Here is a 26,301-nt window from a genome sequence, read left to right on the forward strand (position 1 = left end):
AACCCTCGTAATATCCACTACACGGACTTGCATCTCAAATAGTGAGACTGCAATATCAAACTATGGACACATCAAGTGGCGTTGGCGTCATCGACAAAGCGGCCCTCATCCTCAATGCCCTTGAAGCGGGGCCCACCTCCCTGGCGCAGCTTGTATCGCTGACCAAGATCTCGAGGCCGACCGTGCACCGTCTGGCGCAGGCCCTGGTGCACCACCGGTTGGTCGGCAAGGACATCCACGGCAGGTTCGTGCTGGGTGGTCGCCTCGTCGAACTAGCCTCGGCGGCCGGTGAGGACCGGCTGATTGCCGCGGCCGGCCCGCTGCTGCTCCAATTGAGGGACTCCACAGGCGAAAGCACCCAGGTGTTCCGCCGGCAAGGGGACTACCGCGTGTGCGTCGCCTCAGCCGAACGTCCCGTTGGCTTGCGGGACACCATCCCTGTGGGAACCCAGCTTTCCATGAAAGCCGGTTCCGCCGCCCAGGTCCTGCTCGCGTGGGAGGACCACGAACGATTGTTGGACGGGCTGCACGGAGCCCGGTTCACCCCCACCATACTTGCCGGAGTCCGGCGCCGCGGTTGGGCCCAAAGCCTCGGTGAACGTGAGCCCGGTGTGGCTTCGGTCTCGGCGCCCGTCCGCGGGCCTTCGGGTCGTGTTATTGCTGCGGTTTCCATGTCCGGACCAATCGAGCGTCTTTCCCGCCAGCCGGGTCGGGCGCACCAGGAAGTGGTCGTCCAGACGGCCAACGCCCTGAGTGACGCACTGCGCAAGACCGGGGACTGATGACTGCTCGTCTTTGGATTGCTGCTTGTTCTGGGCGCGGCTGGCACATATTCGTCTGCCAAGATCGCAACAGGCCCATCATGCATCCGTCCAGGTGAAATGCGCCGGAAGGATCAATGCACTTGCAAATTGGCAAAACGTCACCGCGGTCTTCAGAGCACGTCGTGGTATTCAGCTTGAAGCCACGGTTCACCTAGCGAAAATGCGGAGGGCCTTCTACCAGGCCACGGTCATCCAACTAAGGGGCAGCAGCAGCATCCCGGGGCAACCCAACCCATGCCGGCCACCTGCCAAATAAGGCACCCATCCACCCCTGCCCCAAACTTCAGCCGGCGATTTGCTGCCTTCCCAAATCAGCTCCTGAACGTTGAATTCGATGCGCGTTCGACTTTTTCCCTCTTGTCTTGACGAGATGGAAGGCTCTTTTCAAGAAGTCTCCTGAATTTCCGACTAAACGGCACTTCAATCAGCTTGTAGATAGCCCATGCCAATACCGTGACGACAGCCAACGCCAGCGCCAGAACAAACCAGGCGTTCAAGCTGCCCGACAAGGATCGGATGATCCACCAACCCCAATATTCATGCACGAGGTACAACGGATACGTGAGAGCGCCGGCAACGGACATCCACGCAAAACCCCGCCCGTTCAGCGGGCTGACTGTCGCCAAAACAATGAGAATCACTCCAACTGCCAGAATTCCCCACACAACCACACTCGACAGGTCCCTTCCGGTCACCCGTTCCATAGTGGGGAGGAAGTGTTTCGTGGCCATGAATCCGCCCACCACAAAATTCATGCCTACAACAAGCCAGCGGAGCACCGTGGATCCTTCAGCGAAAATCAGGTAGAGAACCATGCCTAGAGCGAAGAACGGCGAATACTCCGGAATCAAAAGCTGCGTCAAGAGTTCGTGTTTGGCATTCATGGCCATCGCCCCTGCGAGTGGCCATAGGAATGCGAAAGCCAGAACTCGTCCTGCTGTCAGTCCACGGGTCGCCAACACGGCGGCAGTGACATAGAAGATTAGTTCGACCCACAATGTCCAATAGACACCGTCTATGTGATTCACACCGAGAGGCTCTTGAAGCATTGTCAGGTTAACGAGGATCTGGGAGCCTGATGGGTCTTTAAACTCCCCGGGAGCAATGACCAAGAACAGGAAACTGCACAACAACACGGCCGCCCAATAGGCAGGAAACAGCCTGGATATCCGTGAAGCGGTAAATGAAGCCAGGCTTCGCCCCCATAAAGACATCAGGATCACGAAGCCACTGACCATGAAGAAGAACTGAACACCCAAAGCACCATAAGAAGCAACGGCACCCAACGGCTCCATTGCGCCTTTTGACGCCAGATCCCAGCCGGCTGGTCGAGCCGCGACCAAGTGGTATAAAACGACGGAAATCGCTGCCGAGAGCCTGAGTACGTCCAACAGGTAGAGCCGGACACCGGCATCCCTCTTGGGATGAGTGGCTTCTGGCTTAGCGTTTGTCATATTCCCTCGGCAGCTGTCGTTGACCTTACAGCGATTCACGAACCGCCGCCGACAATCCTACGTGGAATGCCAGGAGGACCTTGCCCGAAAGTGATCATACCCACCCCCTTCGGCAATCTTGATGCCGTCGAGCAGCACCGCAGCGTCGCCTGTATTCCTCGGGGAGACCTCACCAATCACCTTGAATCCGACAGGGATTTCTAGACCTCGCGGGAACGTAGCGAGGAGACCATGGTCTTCACCGCCCTCGAGCACCCAAGACATCGGGTCACCAGACAGCACTTGTGCTGCTGTCTGCAGCGGGGCGGCATAACTCCTCAGACTGGCACTATCAATCTCAATCTTGACGTTACTGGCAACCGCCATCCGTCGGCCGTCTTTCAACAGGCCATCGGATAGATCCATCATGGCCGTTGCCCCGGCGCGCGCCGCCTCCGGCCCTGCTCCCAGCGGAGGCGACGGGCGTCGCTGGCCAAAGACCAATGCCCGTTCCTGTTCACTCCAATCGAGATGTGAAGCCGGCGCATCAAGCAGGGCCAGTCCCGCTGCTGCAACACCCAGCACGCCGTTGATGGCAACGAGATCACCCGGCTTGGCCCCGCTGCGTAACACGGGTTTGCCCATGGCAAGCATTCCTGTGACGGCCGCTGTGATCGACAATTCTCCCCCGCGGCCAAGGTCTCCTCCGGCAATGGCGCAGTAGGAGGCACCAAGGTCGCGGACAGCCGCACTGAAGCCTTCAGCCAGGTCCTCCACCCAAGAGACGGGCGTGCCGTGGGGCAAAGTCAAGGAAATAACCGCGGCCGTGGCAATGGCTCCCATGGCATTGACGTCAGAGAGGTTTTGTGCCGCTGATTTCCAGCCGACGTCGAAGCCACTGCTTTCAAACCCGTTGGGCCAGCGCAACCTGAAATCCTGGTCCTGCACGAGAGTATCCACAGTGATCACAAATTTGCCCCCGGGTGCCGCGATCAATGCCGCGTCATCGCCCGGTCCCAGCAGCGCTGCCGCCCCCCGGAGGCGCGGCAGGATACGATCCAGTAGTCCGCTCTCCCCCAGGTTTCCAACGGTCAACTGATTATTTTCGGGCACGTTCAAGGGCTCCAATGAAGTGGTTGTGTCGAGTGATTTCTGCATCCACGGGTTCAACGACGGCACGTTGCGCCACGGCACCGACAGCCGCGAGCATGGATTTCTTGGCCTTCCTGGCTCTGCCGCCCGCCCCAACCCGGGCAACCAATCCCGTGGCAAGTCCCAGGACGATTCCCAATAGTATGCCTATGACGACCATGAGCGTGGGGACGGGGAATCCTTCGATCTTGGGAACTTCAGGTAACGAAAATTGGAAGTATTGCGCAGCGAACAACGCCCCCAGCCAGAGCCCTCCGGCCAGGGCGGTGATTAGCGAAATCCATTGGATGACGGAGACCACCGGCCACCACCAGGCGCCCTTCGTGGCGCCGATATCGGTGTTGGCAATGGCTTGATCCAATTCATCGGGCAGGGTGTCCTGTCCCTCTCGCGCCGCGCGCCGGATTGAACCCTGCCAGGCTTCGGGTGCACCTTCACCGGCTTGGTCCGCATAACGGCGGACCGCGGAATCGGCTTGGGCCTTTTGCGCGGCGCCGGGGGTCGGCAAGGAGGTGCGGTTGAGCTTCGGATTCACGTCCATGCTCTTTAGGTTGAGCCGGCGCAGCGGATCCGGACGAACCTTCGCCAGCCACCGGGTTAGCGGCCAGCCAGTTTTCTTGTGGGCATCAAGACGATACGAGCTTCGCACGGCATCCACTACGGTGTCGACCCCGGCTGCTGCTGCCAGTTCGCCCGTGAGCGACTTCTTCGCGGGTTCCGAAGGAAGAGCGAGCTCTTTCATGGAAGAGCCTTCGCCCATCCGCTCGGCAATGCCCGCCACGTCGGCGGTTAGCCGGCGTGTGGTGGCCCCGCGTTCAGTGACTACTCGGGCAATTTCCTGGCGCAATGGGTCCAGGCCTTCGCCGGTCAATGCCGAGACCCCCAGCAACCTTGGGTTGGCCAGGCCGTCTGCCAAGAGTATCGAGCGCAAGGAATCCATCACCGGTTGACGCTCATTCTCCCTGAGCTTGTCGATCTGGTTCAGCACCACCAGGGTTACCGAACCGTGGGTTGCCAGCGGTCGGATGAAGTCGTGGTGAACTGCGGCATCCGCATATTTTTGTGGATCAAGGACCCATATCAACACGTCGACCTGCCCGGCAAGCTTGGTGGCAATTTCGCGGTTTGCTGCGACCGTGGAATCGAAGTCCGGCAGGTCAAGGAGGATCAGCCCGCTGGCTTCCTTTTCCGATCCAAAGAAGCCCTTCTTTTCCAGGCGCAAGGGTGAGTCAAGCACATGGCGTTCCTGAACGCCCAACCAATCAAGCAGCGGATCGGAACCGGTGCGGCCCCAGATTCCGGCCAGTGGCTGGCTTGTGGTTGGCCTGGTTGCTGCCGCCTTCGCGAGGTCCTGTCCGGCGATGGCATTGAACAATGAAGACTTTCCGCTGCCGGTGGCTCCAAAAAATCCGACCACGGTGTGTTCCGCGGAAAGTGTCCTGCGTGTTGATGCGCGTTCGAGCATCTTCCAGGAAGCTTCACTCACCGCAACGTCGATGCAGTCGGCCCCCAACTCCGTGGCTTCCTTGAGAGCTTCCAGTCGAAGCTCGAGCGGGCTGGTGGTCGTGGTTTGACGGCGGCGGCTCATGCACCTTGCTCCCGGGCCAGTCGGCGTATGGCAGCCGAATTCTGTTTCATTCGTTTGGCGTCCTCAGCAGTGGGAATACCTTGTAAGCGGACAAGGAAACGTTCCTTTTCCGTCTCGAGAAGATCGGTGCACCGGGCCGCCAGGGAATCCTTGGCACGCTTGGTAAGTCTGCGCACGGCGTCCTCCCCAAAGATTGCCTCGAGAAGTTTTTGCCCGACCACGGCCGACCCGCCCGCAATACCGACCTCCAGCCCGGTTAGGCCAGCGGTGGACGCAAAGACTACAACCATGAGCGCAACGGCAACCCCGTTGACACCAAAGGAAACCATGCGGGCGGTCATACGCTTGTTGGCCCCCTCGGTACGGATGATGCCCATCAGGTCTCCCTGCCAGGCTCGCACCTGCTCGGCAACCCTGTCGGAGAAGCCCGCGGAGAGGACTCCGAGATTGGCGGTGCCGACCAGCCCCTTGCCGGCGGGGTCGGCTCTCCAGCGTTCCTCCGTGGTTTCACTCGCCTTGGCGGCCTGGTCGACGACGACGGCATGCAGGCCGCTTTCGATGGCGGCCTCGATATTGTCGACGGGCTTGGGCTTGCCGGTGAAGAATGCCCCGATCCGATCCCTCAGCCTGCCGATCCCGGATTCAAGAGATCGGAAGAATTCACCGGTTCCCACAAAGTCTTGCCAGCGCGCCAGGACCTCGCCACGCAACAAGGTCCCGTCTTGAACGCTGGCGAGGATACCGACGTGCGCCTGGGCAAAGGCTTCCTCCGCGTATTGGGCCAGCCTGCTGCCGCTGGCTTCCTGCTCCCCCATGGCCACGGCAATAACGTCCCCGCGGTCGGCAAGCTGGCCAAGAACCCCGGCAAGGGTCTGGCGGGCTATGGCGGCGCGCGATTCGCTGGTGTCCGCCAGCTCGCCCAGCCACGTCTTCAGTGGCGCAACGGCGAGGCCCGGCAGCATGTCCATCTCGTCTAGTTCGAGTTCCGGAACCACAAAGAGCTCGGCCCCGCCCAGCCCTTCTCGCTGGAGCATGCCACGCAGGTCAGTGGCGATCTCCTCTTCCACGCCGGCAGGGACCCGGTCCAGGACGACGGCGACAGTGATGTTGCGGCCAGCCGCCTCCGAGAGAAGTTTCCAGGGAACGGCGTCCGCATACCGATTGGCGGTGGTGACAAAGATCCATAGGTCTGCCGCAGCCAGCAGCTGTCCGGCGAGTCGGCGATTCTCATCCGAGATCGAGTCCACGTCCGGGGCATCCAAGATCGCCAGGCCGCGTGGGACGGCATCATCTTGGAGCAGGATGATCGAATCGGTCAGGGCGGCATCCGGTGTGGCACCTGCCTGGCTTGCCGGAATCGATTCGTTGCGGCTGACGGTGGTTCCGGTGATGCGGCGCAGGCCTGGAAGGATCCTGTCGTTTTCCAGCCAGGGGCGATCCAGCTCGTGGTGCAGGAGGATGGGTTGTCGGGTGGTGGGCCGGATCACGCCGGCACGGGTCACCGGGTGGCCCACAATCGCGTTGACGAGCGTGGATTTTCCGGCACCGGTGGATCCACCGACAACGGCGAGCAGCGGTGCATCCAGGCTGCGGTAACGCGGCAGGATGTAGTCGTCGAGCTGTTCCACCGAGCTGCGGACGTTTTCACGTAGCTGGGCAACACCGGCAATGTCCAGGGGAAGGATGTTGACCGAAAGATCGGAACGGACTTCGGTGAGCAGATTGATGGCTTCCATGTCTGCTGGAACTGCAGAGAGGTGTGGCGAACCTTCGGGTCCGGAGCCATTACTAGTAGTCACCACTACATCATGCCAAAGACTTGGGCTTTTTATCCGCAAGCTGTGCGGAGTTAGCCCGGAAAAATCCGAAACTACCGGTTAAATACAAAGGGTTCCAAACCTTGGTTTGGAACCTTTGCGCTGGTGACCCCAGCGGGATTCGAACCCGCGTTACCGCCGTGAGAGGGCAGCGTACTAGGCCGCTATACGATGGGGCCGCATAGCTGCAACGTTTTAGGACTGTTGCCGTCCGATTCAATTGAATCGTGACCCCAGCGGGATTCGAACCCGCGTTACCGCCGTGAGAGGGCAGCGTACTAGGCCGCTATACGATGGGGCCGTATGCTCTGCTTGGAGGACTTTCATCCCCCAAGCAGACCGGTCTCCGCTTTCGCGAAGACCGTGACGCTGGGGTACCAGGACTCGAACCTAGAATGTTGGTACCAGAAACCAGTGTGTTGCCAATTACACCATACCCCACAGCGCTTGACTCGCTCTCCGGCTTTCCTTTTCGGAAGCTTTCCTGCGCCTCAGCACGAGAAATAACTATACCGGCGGATCTGCGGAAAGTACAAATCGGGGGCTCACTAGGTGCCTAGGTGCCCAAAAACCCCGAATTTCCGCGGATTAGCGAAGTCAGCAACCCGAGATTTTGCAGGATTCCGCCAGACCCGGTTTTGTGATCTGCCGCACGATCCAGCAGGATTCCCTGCAGTCCCGCGGCCTTGGCACCCTGGACGTCGTTGACCGGGTTGTCGCCCACATACAACGTGGCGCCAATGCTGGTGCCCAAGAGCCGGCAGCCGGCATGGAAAGGACGTGGATCCGGCTTTGGCGCACCGGCAGTGTCCGAACCCACGAGCACCGCTATGCGCTCGAGACCTGCCAACAACAACTTGATGCGCTGGTAGTCCTTCACGTTGTTGCTGACGGCTCCGTAGGGAATGGAAAGCGCATCCAGCTCGTCCAGGCAATCATGGACATCGGGGAACGGCGCCCACATGCTTTGGACCACGTCCTCGTAGCGGGCACTCCACACTGCGATGGCTTCCGCCGGCGGCGCTGCCACGCCAACGAGTCCATACGCCCGGCGGATTCGTTCGGCGCGCTGGCCAAGGAATGTCAGTTCCCCGGCCATGTAGCGCTCGTAAGCCCCCGCGCCGTCATCCGCATAGTCCCGGGCCGCATGCTCGCGCAGTGCAGCTGGAATATCCCGGAAGTCTTCTGCGGTGAGCTGGTGAAAGCCCATGATCGAAGCGGAGTTCAGGTCCACCAGGGTGTCATCAATGTCAAAGAGAACGCCCTCAACCCGGGCCACGGAAGATGCTCCGTGAGTTGGGTTGAGGGCGCTGGTCGCGTTATGCACGATTCTTGTTTACTCCTGGTTACCGGGTGGCCCGGAACGCGCGTACGCGGTTCAAGGATGATTCCTTGCCCAGAATCACCATGGATTCAAAGAGGGGCGGGGAAATGCGCTTGCCCGACACAGCGGTGCGGATGGGTCCGAATGCGTGGCGAGGCTTGATGCCAAGTCCCTCGACCAAAGCGGATTTCAAGACGTCCTGGATTGTCTCGGCATTCCACTCGGTTGCAGCCTCCAACGCGGCCAGACCCGCGTCAAGGACCTCGGCGGTATTCTCTGGCAGCCCCTTCAAGGCATCGGCCGCCGGCTCGATGGACGAATCTTCACTGAAGAGGAACTCGAGCATTTCCGGTGCTTCTCCCAGGAGCGTGATGCGCTCCTGGACCAGCGGAGCCGCCTCGGCAAGGATTTCGTTCTGGCGATCGGTGAGCGTCTCCCCCACCAAGCCATGGGCCTGCAGGTAAGGAACCAAGCGGGCACGGAAGTCTTCCGGCTCCAGCATGCGAACATGGGTGCCGTTGATGGCCTCGGCCTTCTTGATGTCAAAGCGAGCCGGGTTCGACAGCACGTCGTGGACGTCGAATGCCTCGATGAGCTGGTCCCGGGTGAAGATGTCCTCGTCCGCGCTCAGCGACCAGCCCAGCAACGACAGGTAGTTCAGCAGGCCCTCCGGAATGAAGCCGCGGTCCCGGTGAAGGAAGAGGCTGGATTCGGGGTCACGCTTCGAAAGCTTCTTGTTTCCCTGGCCCATCACGTATGGCAAGTGGCCAAAGAGCGGCATGTACTTCGCAACATCGATGGCAATCAAGGCACGGTACAAGGCGATCTGGCGCGGAGTGGAAGAAAGCAGGTCCTCGCCGCGGAGTACGTGCGTGATACCCATCAGCGCGTCATCGACCGGGTTGACCAGCGTGTAGAGCGGCTGGCCGTTGGCCCGGACCACCACGAAGTCCGGAACAGAACCGGCCTTGAAGGTGATTTCCCCGCGGACCAGGTCCGTGAAGGTCAGGTCCTCATCCGGCATGCGCACGCGCAACACCGGCTCGCGGCCTTCTGCGCGGAAGGCGGCGATCTGCTCTTGGCTCAGGTCGCGGTCGTAGCCGTCGTAGCCCAGTTTCGGATCGCGGCTTGCTGCCTTGTGGCGTTCCTCGACCTCTTCGGGAGTGGAGAAGGATTCGTAGACGTGGCCGCCGGCGCGCAGTTTGGCAATGACGTCCTGGTAGATGTCGCTGCGCTGGGACTGGCGATACGGTTCGTGCGGTCCCCCGACATTGACACCCTCATCCCAGGTGATCCCGAGCCAATCCAACGCATCAAGCAATTGGTGGTAGCTCTCTTCGGAGTCTCGTTTGGCGTCGGTGTCTTCAATGCGGAAGATCATTTTTCCGCCAGTGTGGCGGGCATAGGCCCAGTTGAACAGGGCGGTGCGAATCAGGCCTACGTGCGGTGTGCCGGTCGGAGACGGGCAGAAGCGTACGCGGACGGGGGTTTCATCGGTCACGGTGGGAATGAGGGATACATCAGTCATGATGTGACCATTCTATGCCGCGACAGGAAATCAACCGGCCAGCACGGCAGCACGCCTCTGCTCCACAAGTCGGGCAAAGACGCCGCCATCTGCTTTGGACGTCCTGATATCTAGCTTTTTAGCGTGGCGAATTGTGGATGAACTGCCCTTCAAGGGCTCGAGCGGTTGATCGACGGCGCCAGCATCGGCCTATCCACAAGGGGTTTCCGCCCGCAGAGTGGAATCGGAGTCCACTCGGACCACCTCGCCAAATTGGCCTGAAACACACTGCCACCCTGGCCCACATTCAAGGGACAAACGGCCCAATGTCCACCCCCGGAACACAGGTCCGTCGTCAGCCTGACGCCGCTGACGGGGAACCCCGAGGCAAATGTCCCGACGACCGGCACCGCGGCTACCCATGGTCATGCGCCGCTACCCGCAATACTCTACAACGTAAAGCGAACAAATGCGCCGCACATAACATGTCAGCTCAAGGAACCTGGTGGAATAATAAGCTTCCTTAGAGCAATAGGGAATTCCAATACGAAGGATCGCTGAACCCTAAACTTCAGCATCCCAGCAAAGTAGACGCAGCGGAAACTGAGAAACGAACCGGACGAGCACACGTACTTTGTGACTGCCTGCGGAGCCTGCATCGTCACCGCACTAAATGCTGGACGCATCTAACGATCAGAATGCTCCACTGTGATGGAGCGGAGTGTAATTGCTGTGTCCGGCTTCCTCCACTTCCTCACCGTCACACGCGACAAATAGACACCGCTCGGGAGTGCAAACTTCATTACAGTCTGATTCTGGCCCGGGCGAGTCGTCAGGTAACGGAACCATCCAATGCCCGGGTTACCGGAACAACTTACTTGCTGCTCCTTCATATGATCTTGAATAACCTCGCGGTCAACAGCATTACCTTGACCGTCAACCAACTCAAAGCTCAGAAGGGCATTACGGACTTCCGACTGCATATCGCACACAATCTTTGTCGTAATTGTTAGCGCACCTCTCGCGTTATCAATGGCAAACTGAAGACCAGGCGACGGAATAATCTGCGGCGAAGTCACAAGCTCTTGATGCTCTGAATTAGCGTCAGCTGAAGCGGTGATCAGCCCCTCAAGTACAGGGAATGACTCATGCAGTTCATTCAAGTCTGTTACTGCGGGGTGCTGATTGATGTGGTTCCTAATGCTGTCCGTTATGTCGCCTTCGGGCGATGCGACCAGCCCCAGTGAGGTGTCCTGCTCGATATGACGAGTCCATACATAACCAAGCCGCTTGGAGTCCATGACCACTGGGTAGTGCCGATCAGCGGTGTTGTGCATGACGGCCGGAGGGGAATTGAGCGTGCCATCACCACTGAAATTCTGGATGCTCATGTAGCCGATGCCAAGCATTGGATGGTAGCTGCGTCTTGCATTATAAAATTTACCCTCCATGTAGATCGCTGTTATACCGGTGCCAAGCGAGACCTGCATCCCTACGAACTCGCTCTTGACATACCTTGCATTCAAGTCAAAGTAATTGATGGGGAGCAAATCATCATCATCCAAGCGATAGACACCGAACGGCTGGTATGGGTCCGCTGTGGTCTCGCTGAACATCGATGCACGGGCAACAGACTCGACCGTTTTCGGTGCCTGCCCAGCCACTTGCTTATCGAGGATTAGAAAGTTGTGGGCCGCGGCGGCTTCCCGAAGACGATCCTGGTACTTCTCAGGGAGGTACTCCGAGTACGAAATTAGGTGCCGGACCCCATGCCCTTTCGATGCTGCGGCCAACTGCGGGAGCGAAAGGTTGAAGAAGATCGCAGAGCGACCAGCAAGCCGTTCGTCGGAGAACAGGTATTCCCGATATTCCGGCTCTGACCTAAACCTTGAACCATTTGAAGCTTTCCACGCACCCGACTTCGGACTGTAAACACTGAACCGTGTTTGACCGATGAATAGCACTTTCCCCCCAGACTCGAGTTTTAGAGCCAATATTACCCGCCCTCCGGAAAAACTTAGAAACCGTGGACACTTTTACCCGGTCCGCTGCAGGTAGCTCAATTGCCACCCGTCAGCAACGCCGCATGCTTCAGACTATTCATCGCACTCTTCGTCATTCCATTCGTGCGAGCGATCACCACTATCGCTAGAACTACCACCATTAGCGTGCGCGCCGAGCGCCAAAAGGCGTTGTCAAGCAATTGGGAGTTAGGACGCAACCAATGAAATTGGGGAGTCCCTTTCCAAACTAAGCTCGACTGAGAGGGGAGAAAGCCGACTGCCGTCACCCTGAAATTCCGAGATTCAGCAGCCTTAAACAGAGCGATGAGAGGGTCCACCATCAATCTTTCAGGGCAACTACAGCCTGATGAAAGGCGGTTCCCGTTCGACTGGAACAGTGAGTAGCAATGTGCCATACCCAAGAACTGTGTCTTACATTGCTCTAACTACACGCCACCCCTGAAACGCTCTCTTTTTTCCCCCGAAAATTATGGCATGATACCCGCAAATTGACTGCCCAACGGATATTAGGTCGAGGGGCGACCGAGCCGTGTCACTATGATAATTTGAGCGAATGACACCAAACCCCCTCAAAGTATTCTTGGCCGGTTCATGCGTCTCCCGCGACACCGCAGAGTTGCGCAGTGAATTCTGGCAGCGAACCGAATACATCGCCCGCCAGTCTCTCATCAGTGCCGCGAATCTTCCCGTTCCTCTGCCAGAGGTAAGCGGGCTAAGCTCGCCTTTTCAGAACCGTGCCGTTGAAGGGGACTTCGCTTCCACTCTCTTCCCATCCCTAGAAATCTCGGGGAAAGAAGCAGACAGGATCGTGATCGATCTAGTCGACGAACGTCTAGGTGTATACCCATATGCAGATGGTGGATACCTCACGTTCTCGAACGAGCTGAACAAATCAAAGCTGATGTTGAAAATCAAAGGCCGCGGACGTTTCATAGAGTTCGGGACGGATCATCATTTCGAACTTTGGGTTGACGCTCTCGGCAAACTCATCACGTTACTACGAGAACAAGATCTATTGAGTAAGACAAGAGTAATTAGAGCCCCATTTGTGGATTCCACGAAGGAAGGAACATCAGTGCAGCTCACACGTGGGTTGACGCATGCCTACTGGAACCAACGATATGAGCGGTACTACTCACAAATTGCTGCATACGGCATTCGCTTAGTAGAGATCCCGGAGCTATCACTATTCTCTAGCGAGGCCCACAGATGGGGTCCAGCTCAATACCATTATGTAAATTCCGCCTATGAAGCTATTGCGGATCAAATAGAAGCCCCCTAGCCAATGAACTGCTCTCCGAAAGTTGGAATGAATAATTCAGATCCATACTTTCGGAGAGTTTTTCATGCCACAACAAGGTTCTTTAACCACCGAGCAGCGGTCGGCTGCCGTCGATCTATTCGAGCAGGGAATCGGGCATCACGCGGTATCCTCAAGACTTGGCGCTAGCGTCCACTCCGTTAAGGGGCTGGAGGCACGATTCAAGATTTGGGGTAGGGCAGCGTTGGACAGCAAACCGACCAAGCAGGTGAATTCCTTCGAGTTCACGCTCGCGGCCGTCCGCCAGTTCCTCGACGGCGACGGGACACTGCTTGAACTGGCACTGAGGCACCAGCTCAGTTCCCCGAAGCTCTTGGGCAAGTGGATCCGGATCTACCGGGAGCAGGGCGAGGAGGGGCTGCGTTCCAAGGCCAAGGGCCGGCCCAAGGCCGCCTCCGGCGCCGAACCCGGTGAACCCACGGAGGTCGAGCAGCTGCGCCGCGAGAACCAGCGGCTGCAGGCGGAGAATGCCTACCTAAAAAAGTTCGGGCCTTGAGGAACCAACCACCGCGCTGAAAATCAGCGCCGTGATAGCCCTCAAGGCCACACACCCCCTGCCCCTGCTCCTGGCCGCGGCCGGGCTTCCCCGCTCCACCTTCTTCCACCGCCAGGCCGCACTCAAGGCCCCGGACCGGCACGCGGAGCTCCGCGCACGGATCCACGAGGTCTTCACCAACGCCAAGGGCCGCTACGGCCACCGCCGCATCCACGCCGAACTCCTCGGCGGCGGGTGGCCGGTGGCGAAAAAGACCGTGCTGAAGCTGATGCGCGAGGAGAACCTCGTCTGCAAGGTCCGCAGCAAGCGACGGTTTTCCTCCTGCAAGGGCACTGTCGGCAAGGTCGCCGAGAACCTGCTGAAGCGCCAGTTCGACACCGAGGCACCGAACCTGAAGTGGGTGACCGACGTGACCGAATTCAAGATTGCCGAGCGGAAAGTCTATCTCTCGCCGGTGCTGGACCTGTTCGACCGCTCAATCATTTCCTACTCGGTGTCGCAGTCCCCAACCGTGGCCTTCACCAACCAATCGCTCAGCGAGGCCATCGGGACCTTGGCCGCGGGCGAGGCTCCGATGATGCACTCGGACCAGGGATTCCAGTACCAGCACGCCAGCTGGCAGAGGCTGCTGGCCGACGCCGGCATGCCCCAATCCATGTCGCGCAAGGGCAACTGCCTGGACAACTCCGTCATGGAAAACTTCTTCGGGCACCTGAAGGAAGAGATGTTCCACCACCACGAACACACCAGCGTCGAGGCGTTCATCGCCGAGCTCGGCGACTACATCCACTGGTACAACCAGGACCGCATTTCGTTGACGCTGCGGTGCCTAAGCCCGATCAAATACCGGGCCCGGGCACTCGCTGCGTAGACTCTTACTTACCGGCTCCAACTTTCGGGGCCCAGTTCGCCAAGGGTCTCCGCCTGGCGGGGCCGTCTCACAGGATAGGTCCGGAGTTCATCCGCGACTTTGCAGACGCCCTGCCTCTGAGCTTGCTACTTAACCGTTGAAGGCTGCTTTCCCACCGGGTGCACGCTGGCTGGTCGTCGATTCTTGCTGCCCGGCGGCCGCCCGGGCCCCGGATGCGCGGGTTTCGGTGCCCTGCCAAGCAGCGGCAGCTTCCGGTGGAGGTGCCGAAACCCCCGTCTGGTCCGCGCCGGGCTGAGCTTGTGCGGCTCCACGGCTTTTTCCCACGGTCGGCGCAGGTCGCCGGTGAGCTCGCGGGCCAGCGCCAGCTGGGTGTGGGCGGCCAGGACCAGCTGCGTCCAAGTGTCACCCGCCCGCGGGGACGTGACCTGCGGCGCGTTCCAGCCCAGGGGCTGCTTCAGGAACCTGAACGTGTGCTCCAGATCGAAGCGACGCAAGTAGGACTGCCAATACTTCTCGGCCTGGGCGGTGTCCAGGACCGGTGCCGAGGTCCATAACGAGAGGGGCTTGGGCTTGGCGTTGCCCGGCAGATGCTGGACCTCGAGCCGGATCAGCGTGCCCGGGCTGACCGGCAGCTCACCCCGGTGGTCCTCCCAGGCGCCGCGGTGGGCCAACCGCGGATGCAGGCGATTCCAGCTTTGCGCGGCGGCGTCCCCGTATCGGGTCGTTTCGGTGTGGCTTGCGGTGGCCGGGGCACCCCAGATGTCCGGGTCCTGGAGCTTGAATTCCTTGCCATGGCGGGCCGGACGCCCGGAACCCGGCGGTGCCGGAATCGGATCGTTGCGCAGCACCCGGTCCGAGCGCAGGCGCCCGATCACTTCCAGGGGCAGATCGGAAAGGAGCCGGGCGATGCGGGCCACGTTGTATCCGGCGTCGAAGAGCGCCAGGATCTTTTGGTCCCCGGGTTTCCAGTGCCCGGCGGCGATGATGCCCTCGATGACGTTGCGTAGTTGCCCGGCGGTCATCTCGGTTTCCTGCTCGGTGGGTCCGAGCCGGCGCACGTCCAGGAGCCTGGTCCACAAGGCGCGCCCGGGCTCCACCGCGGCGATGAAGGAATACGGCCAGCCCGGGATCATTTGCTTGGCCCCGGAGCCGCGGGCGTAGGTGTGGCAGAAGAGCCGTTCGGGGCTGGTCGGCGCGTCGGGGCGCAGCCGATTGCTGATGTCCACGGCCAGCACGATCCGCCCGTTCGCATCCCGGGGCAGCGGGGCCGCCAGCAGTGCGCCGCGCAGCTGCCTTTCGGTGAGTGTTCCCTGGTTCACCGCATCATAGAGCGCCCCGTAGCCGCGGCGGTGTTCGGGAACCTCGGAGAGCCCCACCAGGGTGTCGACCGGGCCTTCGGAGCACAGGATCGCGTCGCAGAGCTCGAACTGGGCATCGGGGCGGGATTCGAGGCAGTGGTAGAAGCAGTCGCGGAACTCGATCAGGTTTTGTGCTGGGTTTTCGGTCATCGAAGGGCTCCCGGGTGTCACCAATCATCAGACAGTACTAATACTGATCGATACACTGATGGGAAGCCGGGAACGACACGGCAGCAATTTTCGCAACCCACCCCGCCCGGAAGGCGCACCCATGGCCACCACCCCCAAATCAACACCGACTGCGGGCCAGGAACTGGCCGCGGCCACCGCCGAATACCGGGAGCTGGCGGCCTGCATCGGCGCCCTGGGATTGATCCACCACGGCTCAGTCGTCCACCGCCACGCGGCCGCACCTACCGACGGAACGGAGAAGAAAACGGGACGGGCACCGTTCTACCAGTGGAGCAGCAAGGTCAACGGCAAGACCGTCACCCGCACCCTGAGCGAGGAGGAAGCCAACCTCTATCGAGAATGGATCGAGAACGACCGCGAGCTACGGCGGATCATCAAGGACATGCGCGAGGCCTCCGAGCGGGCCACGCGCGCCATCCTGCGCGAAAAGGTTAAATAAGCTAAGGGTCGGTCCCGTATTGAGTCACATTCAACGGGCGGAACGGCCGATTCCTATCCTGCCAGTCAGTCCCAGACCAGCTACAAACGAGTCTCACAGTTCCCGCATCTGCGCGGCCAACCCGGATATAACAAGCGCCTGCGCAAGCTGTATCCGACCATGACATGGGTCATCGGAACCCTGGTGCGGGACGCCGATGCCGGCTCCGACGACGTTTGGGTGCTGGATTCGACCCCGGTCAAATGCGGGCGTTCCCGCGAGACCGTGCGATGCTCGGACCTGGCCGGGTGGGCCGAGTACGGCTCCTCCGCCTCGCATTCGCGCTGGTTCTGGGGGTGCTCCTGATTCTGATTTGCACCCTGCACGGGCTGCCGGTCGGCTTCGCCCTGGCCGGCGCGATGGCGGATGAATGCCAGATCTTCCTGGATATCCTGAACGGCACCGAAACTATGAACCAGCTCCACGAGGACAAGTTCCGCCAGCTGGTGATCAGTGACAGGAACTACTATGGCGCCGAGTTGGAGGACACCATGGCTCCGGCCGGCATCGAGCTGCTCCGCCCGGCACGCAAGGGCGAGAAACGCCTGCCCAGAGCCAGGTTCTTCGGGCCCCTGGGCAGGCTATCGAACCGATCAACGACACCCTCAAAGGGCAGCTTGACCGGGAACGGCACGGCGGCCGCACCCCGGCCGGCGTCATCGCCCGCGTGGTGCAGCGGCTTCTGGTGAAGACCGCTGCTATCTGCTACAACGAGAACTTCGGCGCCTCCATCCGCCGGTCACTGGTCGCCTACGACCAGTGACGGTTTGGAATCAATCGTCTAGGCTTTTCCCCTGAGCTCTTCTCGACCGTCTACGTGGCATCCATCCGGGAGATCATGTTCGAAATCCTGCATTCCCGCCTGAAACCCCGCCTTCAGCGCTAGGTCAAGGGAAGGTGCTTCGATGCCCTTCATGGATGGTCCGCAACCCGCAACAAGTCGGAAATACTTCAGCTAACGAGTTTGGCCCCGGAAACTGGGGCCAAGCTCAAAAGCGATTAATCAGGGAGCTCAGCGGCGGAATGTGTTGCTCAGCGTACCGATTCCCTCGATCTCGACCTCAACTCGCTGGCCTTCGGTGACCAAGCCGACGCCTGCGGGGGTGCCGGTGAGGATCACATCACCGGGAAGCAGGGTAAAGGCCTGGGAGGCATAGGCCACCAGGTCGTTGATCCCCCACACCATTTCGGAGGTGTTGCCGTCCTGGACGACTTTTCCGTCCAGTCGGGTGGTCAGCTGCGTGTCGTCGTGGTCCAGTTCCGTCTGGATCCACGGACCGAGCGGGCAGGAGCCGTCCCAGCCCTTGGCACGGGCCCACTGGCCGTCCGTGCGCTGGGCATCGCGCGCGGTGAGGTCATTGGCAATGGTGTAGCCAAAGATCACGTCCTGGGCCTTCTCGGCCGGGACGTCCTTGCAGATGCGTCCAATGACCACCGCAAGCTCACCCTCATAGGAAATTTCCTCGGAGAAGCTCGGCAAGGTGATGGGATCGCCGGAGCCGACCACCGCGGTGTTCGGCTTCAGGAACATCAAGGGCTCGGCGGGCACGGAGTTGCCAAGCTCGGCGGCATGGTCAGCATAGGTGCGCCCGAAGCACACGACCTTGGAGCGGGGAATGATCGGGGCAAGCAGGCGGACGTCCTCAAGCTTGTGCTTGGCACCGGTTGGCTTGATTCCTTGGAAGAACGGGTCTCCGGCAATGACGATGACCTCGTCATCTTCCACGACGCCGTACATGGGGTCACTGTCAACGACAAAACGAGCAATACGCATGGGTTACAGCTTAGTGGTTTCGTCGACGTCAGGATCGCTTTTCGTCTTGGACGACTTGGCCACATTGCCTTCTTGCACTTCGTCGTCTTCAGGATCGTGCGGTGCTTCCTCCGGGTAACCGTTGGGGTTCCCGGATTGCCACCGCCACATGTCCTCGACCATTTGCTCGAGGCCACGTTCCGCCTTCCAGCCAATTTCCTCGCGGGCCAACGTCGGATCGGCGTAGCTGGCGGCAACGTCCCCTGGACGGCGGTCGACAATCTCGTACGGAATATCCCGCTCGGAGGTCCGGGCAAAGGCCTGGATGACCTCCAGCACGGAGGACCCGTTGCCGGTACCCAGGTTCCACGCGTGCAACCCGCCGTGATCCTGCAGGTACTCCAGCGCGGCCAGGTGGCCGGCGCCCAGGTCCACAACGTGGATGTAGTCGCGCACGCCGGTGCCGTCGGGGGTCGGATAGTCTCCGCCGAACACGCTCACCTTCTCCCTGATCCCCACCGCAACCTGGGCGATGTATGGCATGAGGTTGTTGGGGATTCCCTGCGGGTCCTCACCGATTCGTCCCGATTCGTGAGAACCAACCGGGTTGAAATAGCGCAACTTGGCAATAGACCACCGTGGATCGGAGGCAGCAAGGTCATCAAGCATGTACTCGATGTGAAGCTTGGTGCGTCCATAGGGATTGGTGGCGGACAGCGCAGTTGATTCGTTGATCGGCAGTTCAACTGTCTCGCCGTACACGGTTGCCGAGGAGCTGAAGACCAGTGTCCGGACATCGTTGGCGTCCATGGCTTCGAGCAGGTTCAAGGTGCCGGTGACGTTGTTGCGGTAGTACACCAGCGGCTTCGATACTGACTCTCCGACTGCCTTGAGTCCTGCGAAGTGGATGACCGCCTCGGGCCTGGCCACGTCAAAAACGTCCCGAAGACGGCGTTCGTCCAGCAGGTCGCCGATGTGCAGCTGCGCGTCGTGGCCGGTGAGTTCCGCAACACGACGCAATGCCTCGGGTGATGAGTTGCTCAGATTGTCATAGACATGGACCTCGTGCCCTTCTCCCAGAAGAAGCAACACTGTGTGGGATCCGATGTAGCCGGCGCCGCCGGTGACCAAAATGCGCATGCCTCTCATTCTATGAAACTTTGAGCCGTATTTGGGTCACATGAGCCGAAAGGGTGGGATTCGTTTCGAATCCCACCCTTTCAAATGTCTTGCGATTACGCGAGCTGTTCGAGCCAGCCGTGGCGGTCTTCGATAGCGCCGGTCTGGATGCCGAGCAATTCAGTACGCAATGCCATCGTCACTGCACCGGCGGGAGCCTCGGGATCACCGATGTGCTCCTCGCCGTTCTTCAACACACCGATCGGTGTGATGACAGCAGCCGTTCCGCAGGCAAAGACTTCCTCGATGTCCCCGTTGGCGATTCCCTCGCGCCACTCGCCGAGGGTGATCGTGCGTTCTTCAACCTCTAGGCCGCGGTCCTTGGCCAGCTGGATGATCGAGGAGCGCGTGACGCCTTCCAGGATGGTTCCGGTCAGTCGTGGCGTGACTAACTTGCCGCCCTTCATGACGAAGAAGACATTCATGCCGCCCAGCTCTTCCACTGCCTCGTCATTAAATGGATCCAGGAACAACACCTGCTTGCAACCATTCTCCTCGGCTTCAAGCTGGGCAATCAGGGATGCGGCGTAGTTGCCTCCGCACTTGGCAGCTCCCGTGCCGCCTCGACCGGCGCGGGCGTAGTTGTGGGATACCCAGATGCCCACCGGCTTCAATTCGCCGCCGAAGTAGTTACCAGCAGGGGATGCAATAACACGGTAGGAAACCTGGCGAGCCGCACGAACACCCAGGAAGGCCTCGGTGGCGATCATGAACGGTCGGAGGTACAGAGCCTCACCGTCTCCCGAGGGGACCCACTGGATATCGGCCTTGACCAAGCGACGCAACGACTCGACGAAGACTTCTTCATCCAGCTTGGGGAGAGCCAATCGTTCGGCCGAACGGTTGAGCCGGGCGGCGTTTGCATGCGGACGGAACGTCCAGATGCTTCCATCTGCGTGACGGTATGCCTTCAGTCCTTCAAAGATCTCTTGGCCGTAGTGCAGGACCGATGCCGCTGGGTCCATGGCGATGGGACCGTAGGGTTCAATGCGTGCATTGCTCCAGGTACCGTCCTTGCCTTCTTCGTTGGCTGCCCAGTCGATGACAGTCGTGTGATCGGTAAAGAAATCCCCGAAACCCGGGTTGGCCAGGATATCGGCACGTTCCTGATCGCTTTTACGGTGTGTTGAGAGAACTTCGGTGAATTCCATGATGCCGTCAGGCTTCCTCTTCGACAGGGTGTTGCGGTGGCAAGCCCATAAGGGCTTGCCACCCTAAGAATTGGTTCCTAAGTGAACCTACGCTCCAGCTTAAGCCAGTGCAGCAAGGATTGCATCGCCAATCTCGGCCGTGGTGCGCGGGTCGGTCATTTCATCACGTGATGCAATGTCGCTTTCCACGGCTTCTTCCACTCGGCGGGCGGCTTCCGACAGGCCAACATGGTCAAGCAAGAGAGCAGCCGAAAGGATCGCCGCCGTAGGGTCGGCCTTCTGCTGGCCAGCAATGTCCGGCGCCGAACCATGCACCGGTTCAAACATCGAGGGTGCGGTGCGGTCCATATTGATGTTTCCCGAAGCGGCCAGGCCAATGCCGCCGGTGATCGCGCCGGCCTGGTCGGTGAGGATGTCACCGAAGAGGTTGTCGGTGACAATGACATCGAAGCGCGAGGGGTTAGTGGTCATGAAGATCGTTGCGGCATCCACGTGCAGGTAATCGTGGGTGACGTTCGGGAATTCCTGAGCGACTGCTTCGACGGTGCGGCGCCACAAGTGACCGGCGTAGACCAGGACGTTGTGCTTGTGGACCAAAGTGACGTGCTTGCGCGTACGTTCACTGGCACGGCGGAATGCGTCACGCACGACGCGCTCGACACCGTGTGCGGTGTTGATGGACACCTCTGTGGCAATTTCATGGGGCGTGCCGGCACGAAGCACGCCGCCGTTGCCCACATAGGGGCCTTCGGTTCCTTCGCGAACAACGATGAAGTCGATTTCGCCGGGTTCGGCCAACGGGCTCGGGACGCCGGGGTACAGCTTGGACGGACGCAGGTTCACAAAGTGGTCCAGACTGAAGCGCAGCTTGAGCAGCAGTTCGCGTTCAATCAAGCCGGAAGGAATGCGGGTATCCCCCGGTGCCGCACCAACGGCACCAAATAAGATGGCGTCATGGGTGCGCAGCGCGACGAGGGTTTCCTCGGGCAGGGTCTCCCCCGTTTCGAGCCAATGTTCGGCACCGAGCTTGTAGTCGGTCAGCACCAGTTGCACGTTGGTGCTCTCAATGGCCTTCTTCAGGACCTTCACGGCCTCGGCAATAACTTCTGGACCAATGCCATCGCCTGGAATGACGGCAATATTCAAGGATTCGCTCATGACACATGAGTTTATCGACTTGTATCACTATGTGAGCAACCTGTCTCAGAATATGAACAATTCGTGGCTGGACAGAGCCAAATCTCATGCCGAGGCATGAGGCACGCCCGGCGTTTGCCCCGTAGGCTTTAGGACGAAACTAACCCCTCCAGTTGCCAACGCAGGATCCGATGACGCCACACCGCACCATAGACAAGTGGATTCGCGAGAATCCAAACAAGGTTGACCTCATCTTTGGCCTCGGAATCTGGCTCGTCTTCGGATTCCTTGCCGGCATCATGCTTGGCGTTTCAGGCAACGGTTGGACGATGTTCGTCTTGGGTTCGTTGCAGACGCTTCCGCTCATCTGGCGGCGAAGGCGACCCGCGCCGGCCGCCGGAATCATCGTCATCGCGCATCTGATCCAGGTCGTGGTCACAAGCGAATTGTTGCCTTCCCAGATTGCCGTGCCGATTACGGTCTATACATTGGCGGCTTTCGGCAAACGGTGGGAATCCTTCGCCGGGCTGGCAGCGGGATTCGTTGGAGCTCTGCTGGCCAGTGTACGGGTAGGCGTCTGGGCCGGCGGCAATTCGCTTGAAGGAATGGTTCTGAACTTCATTGGCCTAGGACTCGTGGTTCTGGTTGCCTGGACATTTGGAGATTTGGCCCGGACTCGGCGGCTTACGCTGCAAACACTCGAAGACCGCGCCCGGAGGCTCGAGACCGAGCGGGAGCAGGAACGTGCGCTGGCTGCCGCCGATGAACGCAACCACATTGCGCGGGAAATGCACGACATTGTTGCCCACTCCTTGTCCGTGATCATCGCGCAATCCGATGGTGCACGCTACGCGAGTGAACACAACCCGGAGATTGCTAGGGAAACCCTTGCCACGATTGCCCAGACCGGACGAAGCTCCCTCCAGGAGATGCGCAGACTGCTGGGTGTGCTGCGCGGTGGCGATGAGGCCTCCACGAGGCCACTTCCTACACTTGCGGATGTACCCGAGCTGTTGGAAACCACACGCAAAAGCGGCCTGGAGATAAGCTACACGCCAGAAGGAACGGCCCGGCGCTCGCTGCCTGCGGGCGCGGAGCTCACAGCCTACAGGGTACTGCAGGAGGCACTGACCAATGTCTTGAAACATGCCGGACCTGCAACCACGGCAAAAGTAAGCCTCACCTGGAACAGCAAAGGACTGCAGCTGGCAATTTCTGACAACGGCCGCGGAGCCGGAGCTCTCGGCACATCGGACGTTGGGCAAGGATTGCTGGGCATGGCCGAACGGGTCGCCCTCTACGATGGCCGTGTTCGGGCAGAGCCCAAGGCCGGTGGCGGATTCCACGTTGACGTATTCATCCCCTACACCGAGGACTAGAAATCTTGCCCAAAGAAAACCCCATACGGGTTGCACTCGTCGATGACCAGCTATTGGTTCGAAGTGGCTTCCGGATGCTGATCAACTCCCAAACAGATCTGGAAGTCGTTGCAGAGGCATCCAACGGCCGTGAAGCCATCGCCTCACCGGCTCTGGCTGGCGCCGACGTCATCCTCATGGACGTGCGCATGCCCGAGATGAACGGGATAGAGGCCACGGAATATTTGCTTCGAAAGCAGGCCAAGGAAGCCCCGGGGCCCAAGGTCATAGTGCTGACAACGTTTGACCTTGACGAGTACGCGCTTTCAGCCATCCAGGCTGGCGCCAGCGGATTCCTTCTCAAGGACGCTCCTCCGGAAGAGCTCCTGGAGTCGATTCGCACGGTCTACCGCGGAGATGCAGTCATTGCGCCCTCAACAACACGCAGACTCCTGGACCATGTGGCCCCCATGCTGCGGCGGTCGACGCTCCCGGGCAGCGCGCACGTCAAGGCCGTGGAATCATTGACCCCGCGTGAACGCGAGGTCTTTGGGCTCATAGCCAATGGTAAATCCAATCCGGAGATTGCCGCGGAACTTTTCTTGTCGGAGGCAACGGTCAAGACACATGTGGGGCATATCTTGGCCAAGCTGAATGCCAGGGATCGTGTCCAAGCCGTTGTGATCGCCTACGAAACCGGGATCGTAACCCCCTGATTAGGCGCAACATTCCGTCTAGCTCGTTCAGTTCAACCCGTGCTACGTGTCACAAGCAAGTGCCGTGGAACGCCAGAAGGCTTGGTCCACAACCCCCAAGTTGTGGACCAAGCCTTCTGGCGTTTCGCCTAATTACATGCTTGCCGCGTTCACCAGGCTCGCCTCGGAAGTCAGGTTGGAGTCAAAATCTTCCATCCGGGTGCCCACGCCTAGCAGTTCCGCAATGGCGGCAACCGTGCGGATAGCCGCCTTGCCGTCGCCATACGGGTTTGCTGCCAAAGCCATCTGCGCGTAGGCAGCGGCGTCGTTGAGCAGCAGTTCCACGGATTCAAAGATCTTCTCTTCATCCGTGCCAATCAGCTTCACGGTACCGGCAACCACCGCCTCGGGACGCTCGGTGTTTTCCCGCATCACGAGCACGGGCTTGGCCAGGCTCGGGGCTTCTTCCTGCACCCCTCCCGAGTCGGTCAACACGATGTTCGCCGCGGCGATGAGTCGGGTGAACTCACCATAAGCGAGCGGCTCCGTCAAGGTAATGTTTGAACGACCCTCAATCTCGGGAAGCAAAGCCTCACGAACGGCGGGGTTGCGGTGCAGCGGAAGGATGAATTCAACATCCGGCTCGACCGCGGAGAGGCGAGCCAAAGCACGACCAATCCCCCGCATGGGTTCGCCCTGGTTTTCCCGACGGTGTGTCGTGACCAGGACGATCTTTCGGCCGGAAGCAACGAGTTCTTCCAGCTTGGGGTCGCTGAAAGGGATGTTCTTTTCGACAACCGTGAACAACGCGTCGATGACCGTGTTGCCGGTGACGGAGATGGTCTTCGGATCGATGGTTTCGTTGATCAGGTTCAGCTGGCTCAAGCTGGTGGGAGCCAAATGGAGACTGGCGATCTGCGACGTCATCTTGCGGTTCGCTTCCTCCGGGAACGGAGAGAAGATGTCGTAACTACGCAGTCCGGCCTCGGCGTGGATCACCGGGATGCCCCGGTAGAATGCCGCGATTGCACCGGCCGTGGACGTGGTGGTGTCACCTTGGACAACTACTGCGTCGGGCTTCTCCTTCTCAAAGATCTCATCCAATCCGTTGATGGTCTTGGTGAGCAATGAGTTGAGTGTCTGACGTGGCTGAATGACGTCGAGGTCATAGTCAGGGGTGATGTCGAAAAGTTCGTTCACCTGATCGAGCATTTCGCGGTGCTGGCCCGTGACGGTCACCACGCAATCGAAAAGCTCTGAGTCCTTGAGGGCCTTGACAATTGGTGCCACCTTGATGGCTTCCGGCCGCGTGCCGTAAATCGGCATAATCTTCTTCACGATTACCTATCCGTTGGGGCGAATGATGATGTGGATGCGAGTGCCTCGATCAGCTTAGCGCCAAAGTCCGCGGGTATCGATGATGTCCTTGCCCGCTAAAGCGGTGGCCGGAACAGTCTTGAACTGGTCGTGGTCAACCAGAACGACAACGGTGGAGGAGCTTTCCAGTCCTTCCTCGGTGGTTGCCAAACGGACGTTTTCGATGCCCACCAGTGCCTTCGGCATTTCTTCGATGTGCGGTTCAACAAGGAGGAATTCGACGCCCGGGGCCTTGTCGGCCAAGGAACGGGCGATCGCAATCGACGGGGATTCACGCAGGTCGTCAATGTTGGCCTTGAAGGCAAGACCCAAGACGGCAACCTTGCCGTTGAACCCTTCTGCCTTCGTGGACTCGATGACCTTGTCGACCACCCAGGCCGGCTTCGCGTCATTGGTTTCGCGAGCCTGCCGGATCAGCTTGGATTCCTCGGGAGCCGCGGCAACGATGAACCATGGATCGACGGCAATGCAGTGTCCACCGACGCCGGGACCAGGCTGGAGGATGTTGACACGCGGGTGGTGGTTGGCCAACTCGATGAGCTCCCACACATTGATCCCGATCTTGTCGGAGATCACGGACAGCTCATTGGCGAACGCAATGTTGACGTCGCGGTAGGAGTTCTCCACCAGCTTTGCCATTTCTGCGGTGGTTGCATCGGTGAGAAGGATCTCTGCCTCGCAGAAGACGCTGTAAAGTTCCTTGGCCATCTGGGCAGCCTCGGGAGTGATGCCGCCGACGATGCGGTCGTTGGTGACAAGCTCTTCCATGACGCGACCTGGAAGCACGCGCTCCGGGCAGTGTGCAATGTGCAGGCTCGAGGAATCCAGGTCCGGGCGCGCTGCCAACAAACGGTCTGCCATGTGCTGGGTGGCGCCTGGAGGGGACGTCGACTCGAGGATGACCAGTTCGTTGCCGCGAAGCTGCGGGGCAATCTTGTCGACTGCTGCCTCGATGTAGGACAGGTCAGCGCTGTGGTCGCCGTTGAACGGCGTCGGTACTGCAACGATGTAGGCGTCGGCGCTAGGAGTGTCGAAGCTTGCGCTCAGGGTGCCGTTTGCCACTGCGGCGGCAACGAAGTCTCCGAGTGCGGGTTCGACGAACGGCACTTCGCCGCGGTTTACCGCGTCGACCGTACGCGGGGTGACGTCCACGCCCTTGACGATGATGCCCTTGGAGGCAAGGATTGCTGCCGTTGGCAGTCCGATGTAGCCAAGTCCGACTACGGCCACTTCTTTAATGCTCGTCACTATGACGTTTCCCCTTGG

General features: G+C 59.9%; 19 protein-coding genes, 3 tRNA genes and 2 pseudogenes. 7 read left to right on the forward strand and 17 right to left on the reverse strand.

What is annotated here, in order from left to right; all coding sequences use genetic code 11:
- Positions 1-62 precede the first annotated feature (62 nt).
- Entirely contained in the window at positions 63-782 is a 720-nt protein-coding gene (locus J2T21_RS18895; protein ID WP_071215214.1) for an IclR family transcriptional regulator, read from the forward strand.
- A gap of 353 nt (positions 783-1,135) precedes the next feature.
- On the opposite strand, the gene J2T21_RS18900 is transcribed toward J2T21_RS18895, so the two are convergent.
- From J2T21_RS18900 to J2T21_RS18945, 10 genes are all read right to left on the reverse strand, one after another.
- Positions 1,136-2,278, reverse strand: a complete 1,143-nt coding sequence (locus J2T21_RS18900; RefSeq protein ID WP_307583537.1) for an acyltransferase family protein — start codon at positions 2,276-2,278, stop codon at positions 1,136-1,138.
- A gap of 57 nt (positions 2,279-2,335) precedes the next feature.
- The gene (gene thiL, locus J2T21_RS18905) at positions 2,336-3,370 is read right to left on the reverse strand and encodes a thiamine-phosphate kinase (protein ID WP_307583539.1); all 1,035 of its coding nucleotides are present in this window, start codon (positions 3,368-3,370) and stop codon (positions 2,336-2,338) included.
- Entirely contained in the window at positions 3,357-4,997 is a 1,641-nt protein-coding gene (locus J2T21_RS18910) for a GTPase (RefSeq protein ID WP_307583540.1), read from the reverse strand. Before J2T21_RS18910 ends, thiL begins: the two co-directional genes overlap by 14 nt.
- Positions 4,994-6,733 (reverse strand): dynamin family protein, encoded by a 1,740-nt coding sequence (locus tag J2T21_RS18915; RefSeq protein WP_307583543.1) that lies wholly within the window; start codon positions 6,731-6,733, stop codon positions 4,994-4,996. The genes J2T21_RS18910 and J2T21_RS18915 overlap by 4 nt, the downstream gene beginning before the upstream one ends.
- A 184-nt stretch (positions 6,734-6,917) precedes the next feature.
- Positions 6,918-6,993 (reverse strand) — tRNA-Glu (locus tag J2T21_RS18920).
- Positions 6,994-7,042: 49 nt separating this feature from the next.
- Positions 7,043-7,115, reverse strand: a tRNA-Glu gene (locus J2T21_RS18925).
- A 68-nt stretch (positions 7,116-7,183) separates the two neighbouring features.
- Positions 7,184-7,255: transfer RNA gene (locus J2T21_RS18930), tRNA-Gln, on the reverse strand.
- A 115-nt stretch (positions 7,256-7,370) separates the two neighbouring features.
- Positions 7,371-8,141 carry an HAD family hydrolase gene (locus J2T21_RS18935; protein ID WP_307583545.1) on the reverse strand — a complete coding sequence of 257 codons (771 nt, stop codon included), beginning with the start codon at positions 8,139-8,141 and terminating at the stop codon, positions 7,371-7,373.
- 19 nt (positions 8,142-8,160) lie between these two features.
- Positions 8,161-9,666 (reverse strand): glutamate--tRNA ligase, encoded by a 1,506-nt coding sequence (gene gltX, locus J2T21_RS18940; RefSeq protein ID WP_307583546.1) that lies wholly within the window; start codon positions 9,664-9,666, stop codon positions 8,161-8,163.
- A 665-nt stretch (positions 9,667-10,331) separates the two neighbouring features.
- The gene (locus J2T21_RS18945) at positions 10,332-11,639 is read right to left on the reverse strand and encodes a glycosyltransferase (protein ID WP_307583548.1); all 1,308 of its coding nucleotides are present in this window, start codon (positions 11,637-11,639) and stop codon (positions 10,332-10,334) included.
- A gap of 583 nt (positions 11,640-12,222) precedes the next feature.
- Between J2T21_RS18945 and J2T21_RS18950 the strand changes: the two genes are divergently transcribed.
- Both J2T21_RS18950 and J2T21_RS20910 read left to right on the forward strand, forming a co-directional pair.
- Positions 12,223-12,951, forward strand: coding sequence for a DUF6270 domain-containing protein (locus J2T21_RS18950; RefSeq protein ID WP_307583549.1), 729 nt, complete (start codon positions 12,223-12,225; stop codon positions 12,949-12,951).
- 113 nt (positions 12,952-13,064) lie between these two features.
- Positions 13,065-14,357: pseudogene (locus J2T21_RS20910) on the forward strand (IS3 family transposase).
- A gap of 125 nt (positions 14,358-14,482) precedes the next feature.
- On the opposite strand, the gene J2T21_RS18965 reads toward J2T21_RS20910, so the two are convergent.
- Entirely contained in the window at positions 14,483-15,865 is a 1,383-nt protein-coding gene (locus J2T21_RS18965; protein ID WP_307583555.1) for an NF041680 family putative transposase, read from the reverse strand.
- 121 nt (positions 15,866-15,986) lie between these two features.
- Between J2T21_RS18965 and J2T21_RS18970 the strand changes: the two genes are divergently transcribed.
- Positions 15,987-16,346: a DUF6788 family protein gene (locus J2T21_RS18970; protein ID WP_307583557.1), complete on the forward strand. Its 360-nt coding sequence runs from the start codon at positions 15,987-15,989 to the stop codon at positions 16,344-16,346.
- Between the two features lie 99 nt (positions 16,347-16,445).
- Positions 16,446-17,148, forward strand: a pseudogene (locus J2T21_RS20930) (transposase); the annotation flags it as partial.
- A gap of 249 nt (positions 17,149-17,397) precedes the next feature.
- Here the strand turns inward: J2T21_RS20930 and J2T21_RS18985 are convergent.
- The 4 genes from J2T21_RS18985 to J2T21_RS19000 all read right to left on the reverse strand — a co-directional run bounded on the left by J2T21_RS18985 (position 17,398) and on the right by J2T21_RS19000 (position 21,626).
- Complete coding sequence (locus tag J2T21_RS18985) at positions 17,398-18,159, reverse strand: fumarylacetoacetate hydrolase family protein (protein ID WP_071215208.1); 762 nt, start codon at positions 18,157-18,159, stop codon at positions 17,398-17,400.
- A 3-nt stretch (positions 18,160-18,162) separates the two neighbouring features.
- The gene (galE, locus tag J2T21_RS18990) at positions 18,163-19,278 is read right to left on the reverse strand and encodes a UDP-glucose 4-epimerase GalE (RefSeq protein WP_307583561.1); all 1,116 of its coding nucleotides are present in this window, start codon (positions 19,276-19,278) and stop codon (positions 18,163-18,165) included.
- 95 nt (positions 19,279-19,373) lie between these two features.
- Complete coding sequence (locus J2T21_RS18995; protein WP_307583563.1) at positions 19,374-20,468, reverse strand: branched-chain amino acid aminotransferase; 1,095 nt, start codon at positions 20,466-20,468, stop codon at positions 19,374-19,376.
- A 99-nt stretch (positions 20,469-20,567) separates the two neighbouring features.
- Positions 20,568-21,626, reverse strand: a complete 1,059-nt coding sequence (locus tag J2T21_RS19000; protein ID WP_307583565.1) for a 3-isopropylmalate dehydrogenase — start codon at positions 21,624-21,626, stop codon at positions 20,568-20,570.
- A 170-nt stretch (positions 21,627-21,796) separates the two neighbouring features.
- On the opposite strand from J2T21_RS19000, the gene J2T21_RS19005 reads away from it, so the two are divergent.
- The gene (locus J2T21_RS19005) at positions 21,797-22,984 is read left to right on the forward strand and encodes a sensor histidine kinase (protein ID WP_307583568.1); all 1,188 of its coding nucleotides are present in this window, start codon (positions 21,797-21,799) and stop codon (positions 22,982-22,984) included.
- A gap of 5 nt (positions 22,985-22,989) precedes the next feature.
- Complete coding sequence (locus J2T21_RS19010; protein ID WP_307583570.1) at positions 22,990-23,679, forward strand: response regulator; 690 nt, start codon at positions 22,990-22,992, stop codon at positions 23,677-23,679.
- Positions 23,680-23,811: 132 nt separating this feature from the next.
- Here the strand turns inward: J2T21_RS19010 and wecB are convergent, their stop codons facing one another.
- Both wecB and wecC read right to left on the reverse strand, forming a co-directional pair.
- Entirely contained in the window at positions 23,812-24,996 is a 1,185-nt protein-coding gene (wecB, locus tag J2T21_RS19015; protein ID WP_307583571.1) for a non-hydrolyzing UDP-N-acetylglucosamine 2-epimerase, read from the reverse strand.
- A gap of 54 nt (positions 24,997-25,050) precedes the next feature.
- On the reverse strand, positions 25,051-26,283 hold the full coding sequence (wecC, locus tag J2T21_RS19020) for a UDP-N-acetyl-D-mannosamine dehydrogenase (protein ID WP_307583573.1): 1,233 nt from the start codon (positions 26,281-26,283) through the stop codon (positions 25,051-25,053).
- Between the last annotated feature and the right edge of the window lie 18 nt (positions 26,284-26,301).

The organism is Paeniglutamicibacter psychrophenolicus (genome assembly GCF_030812255.1).
Lineage (GTDB): Bacteria > Actinomycetota > Actinomycetes > Actinomycetales > Micrococcaceae > Paeniglutamicibacter > Paeniglutamicibacter psychrophenolicus_A.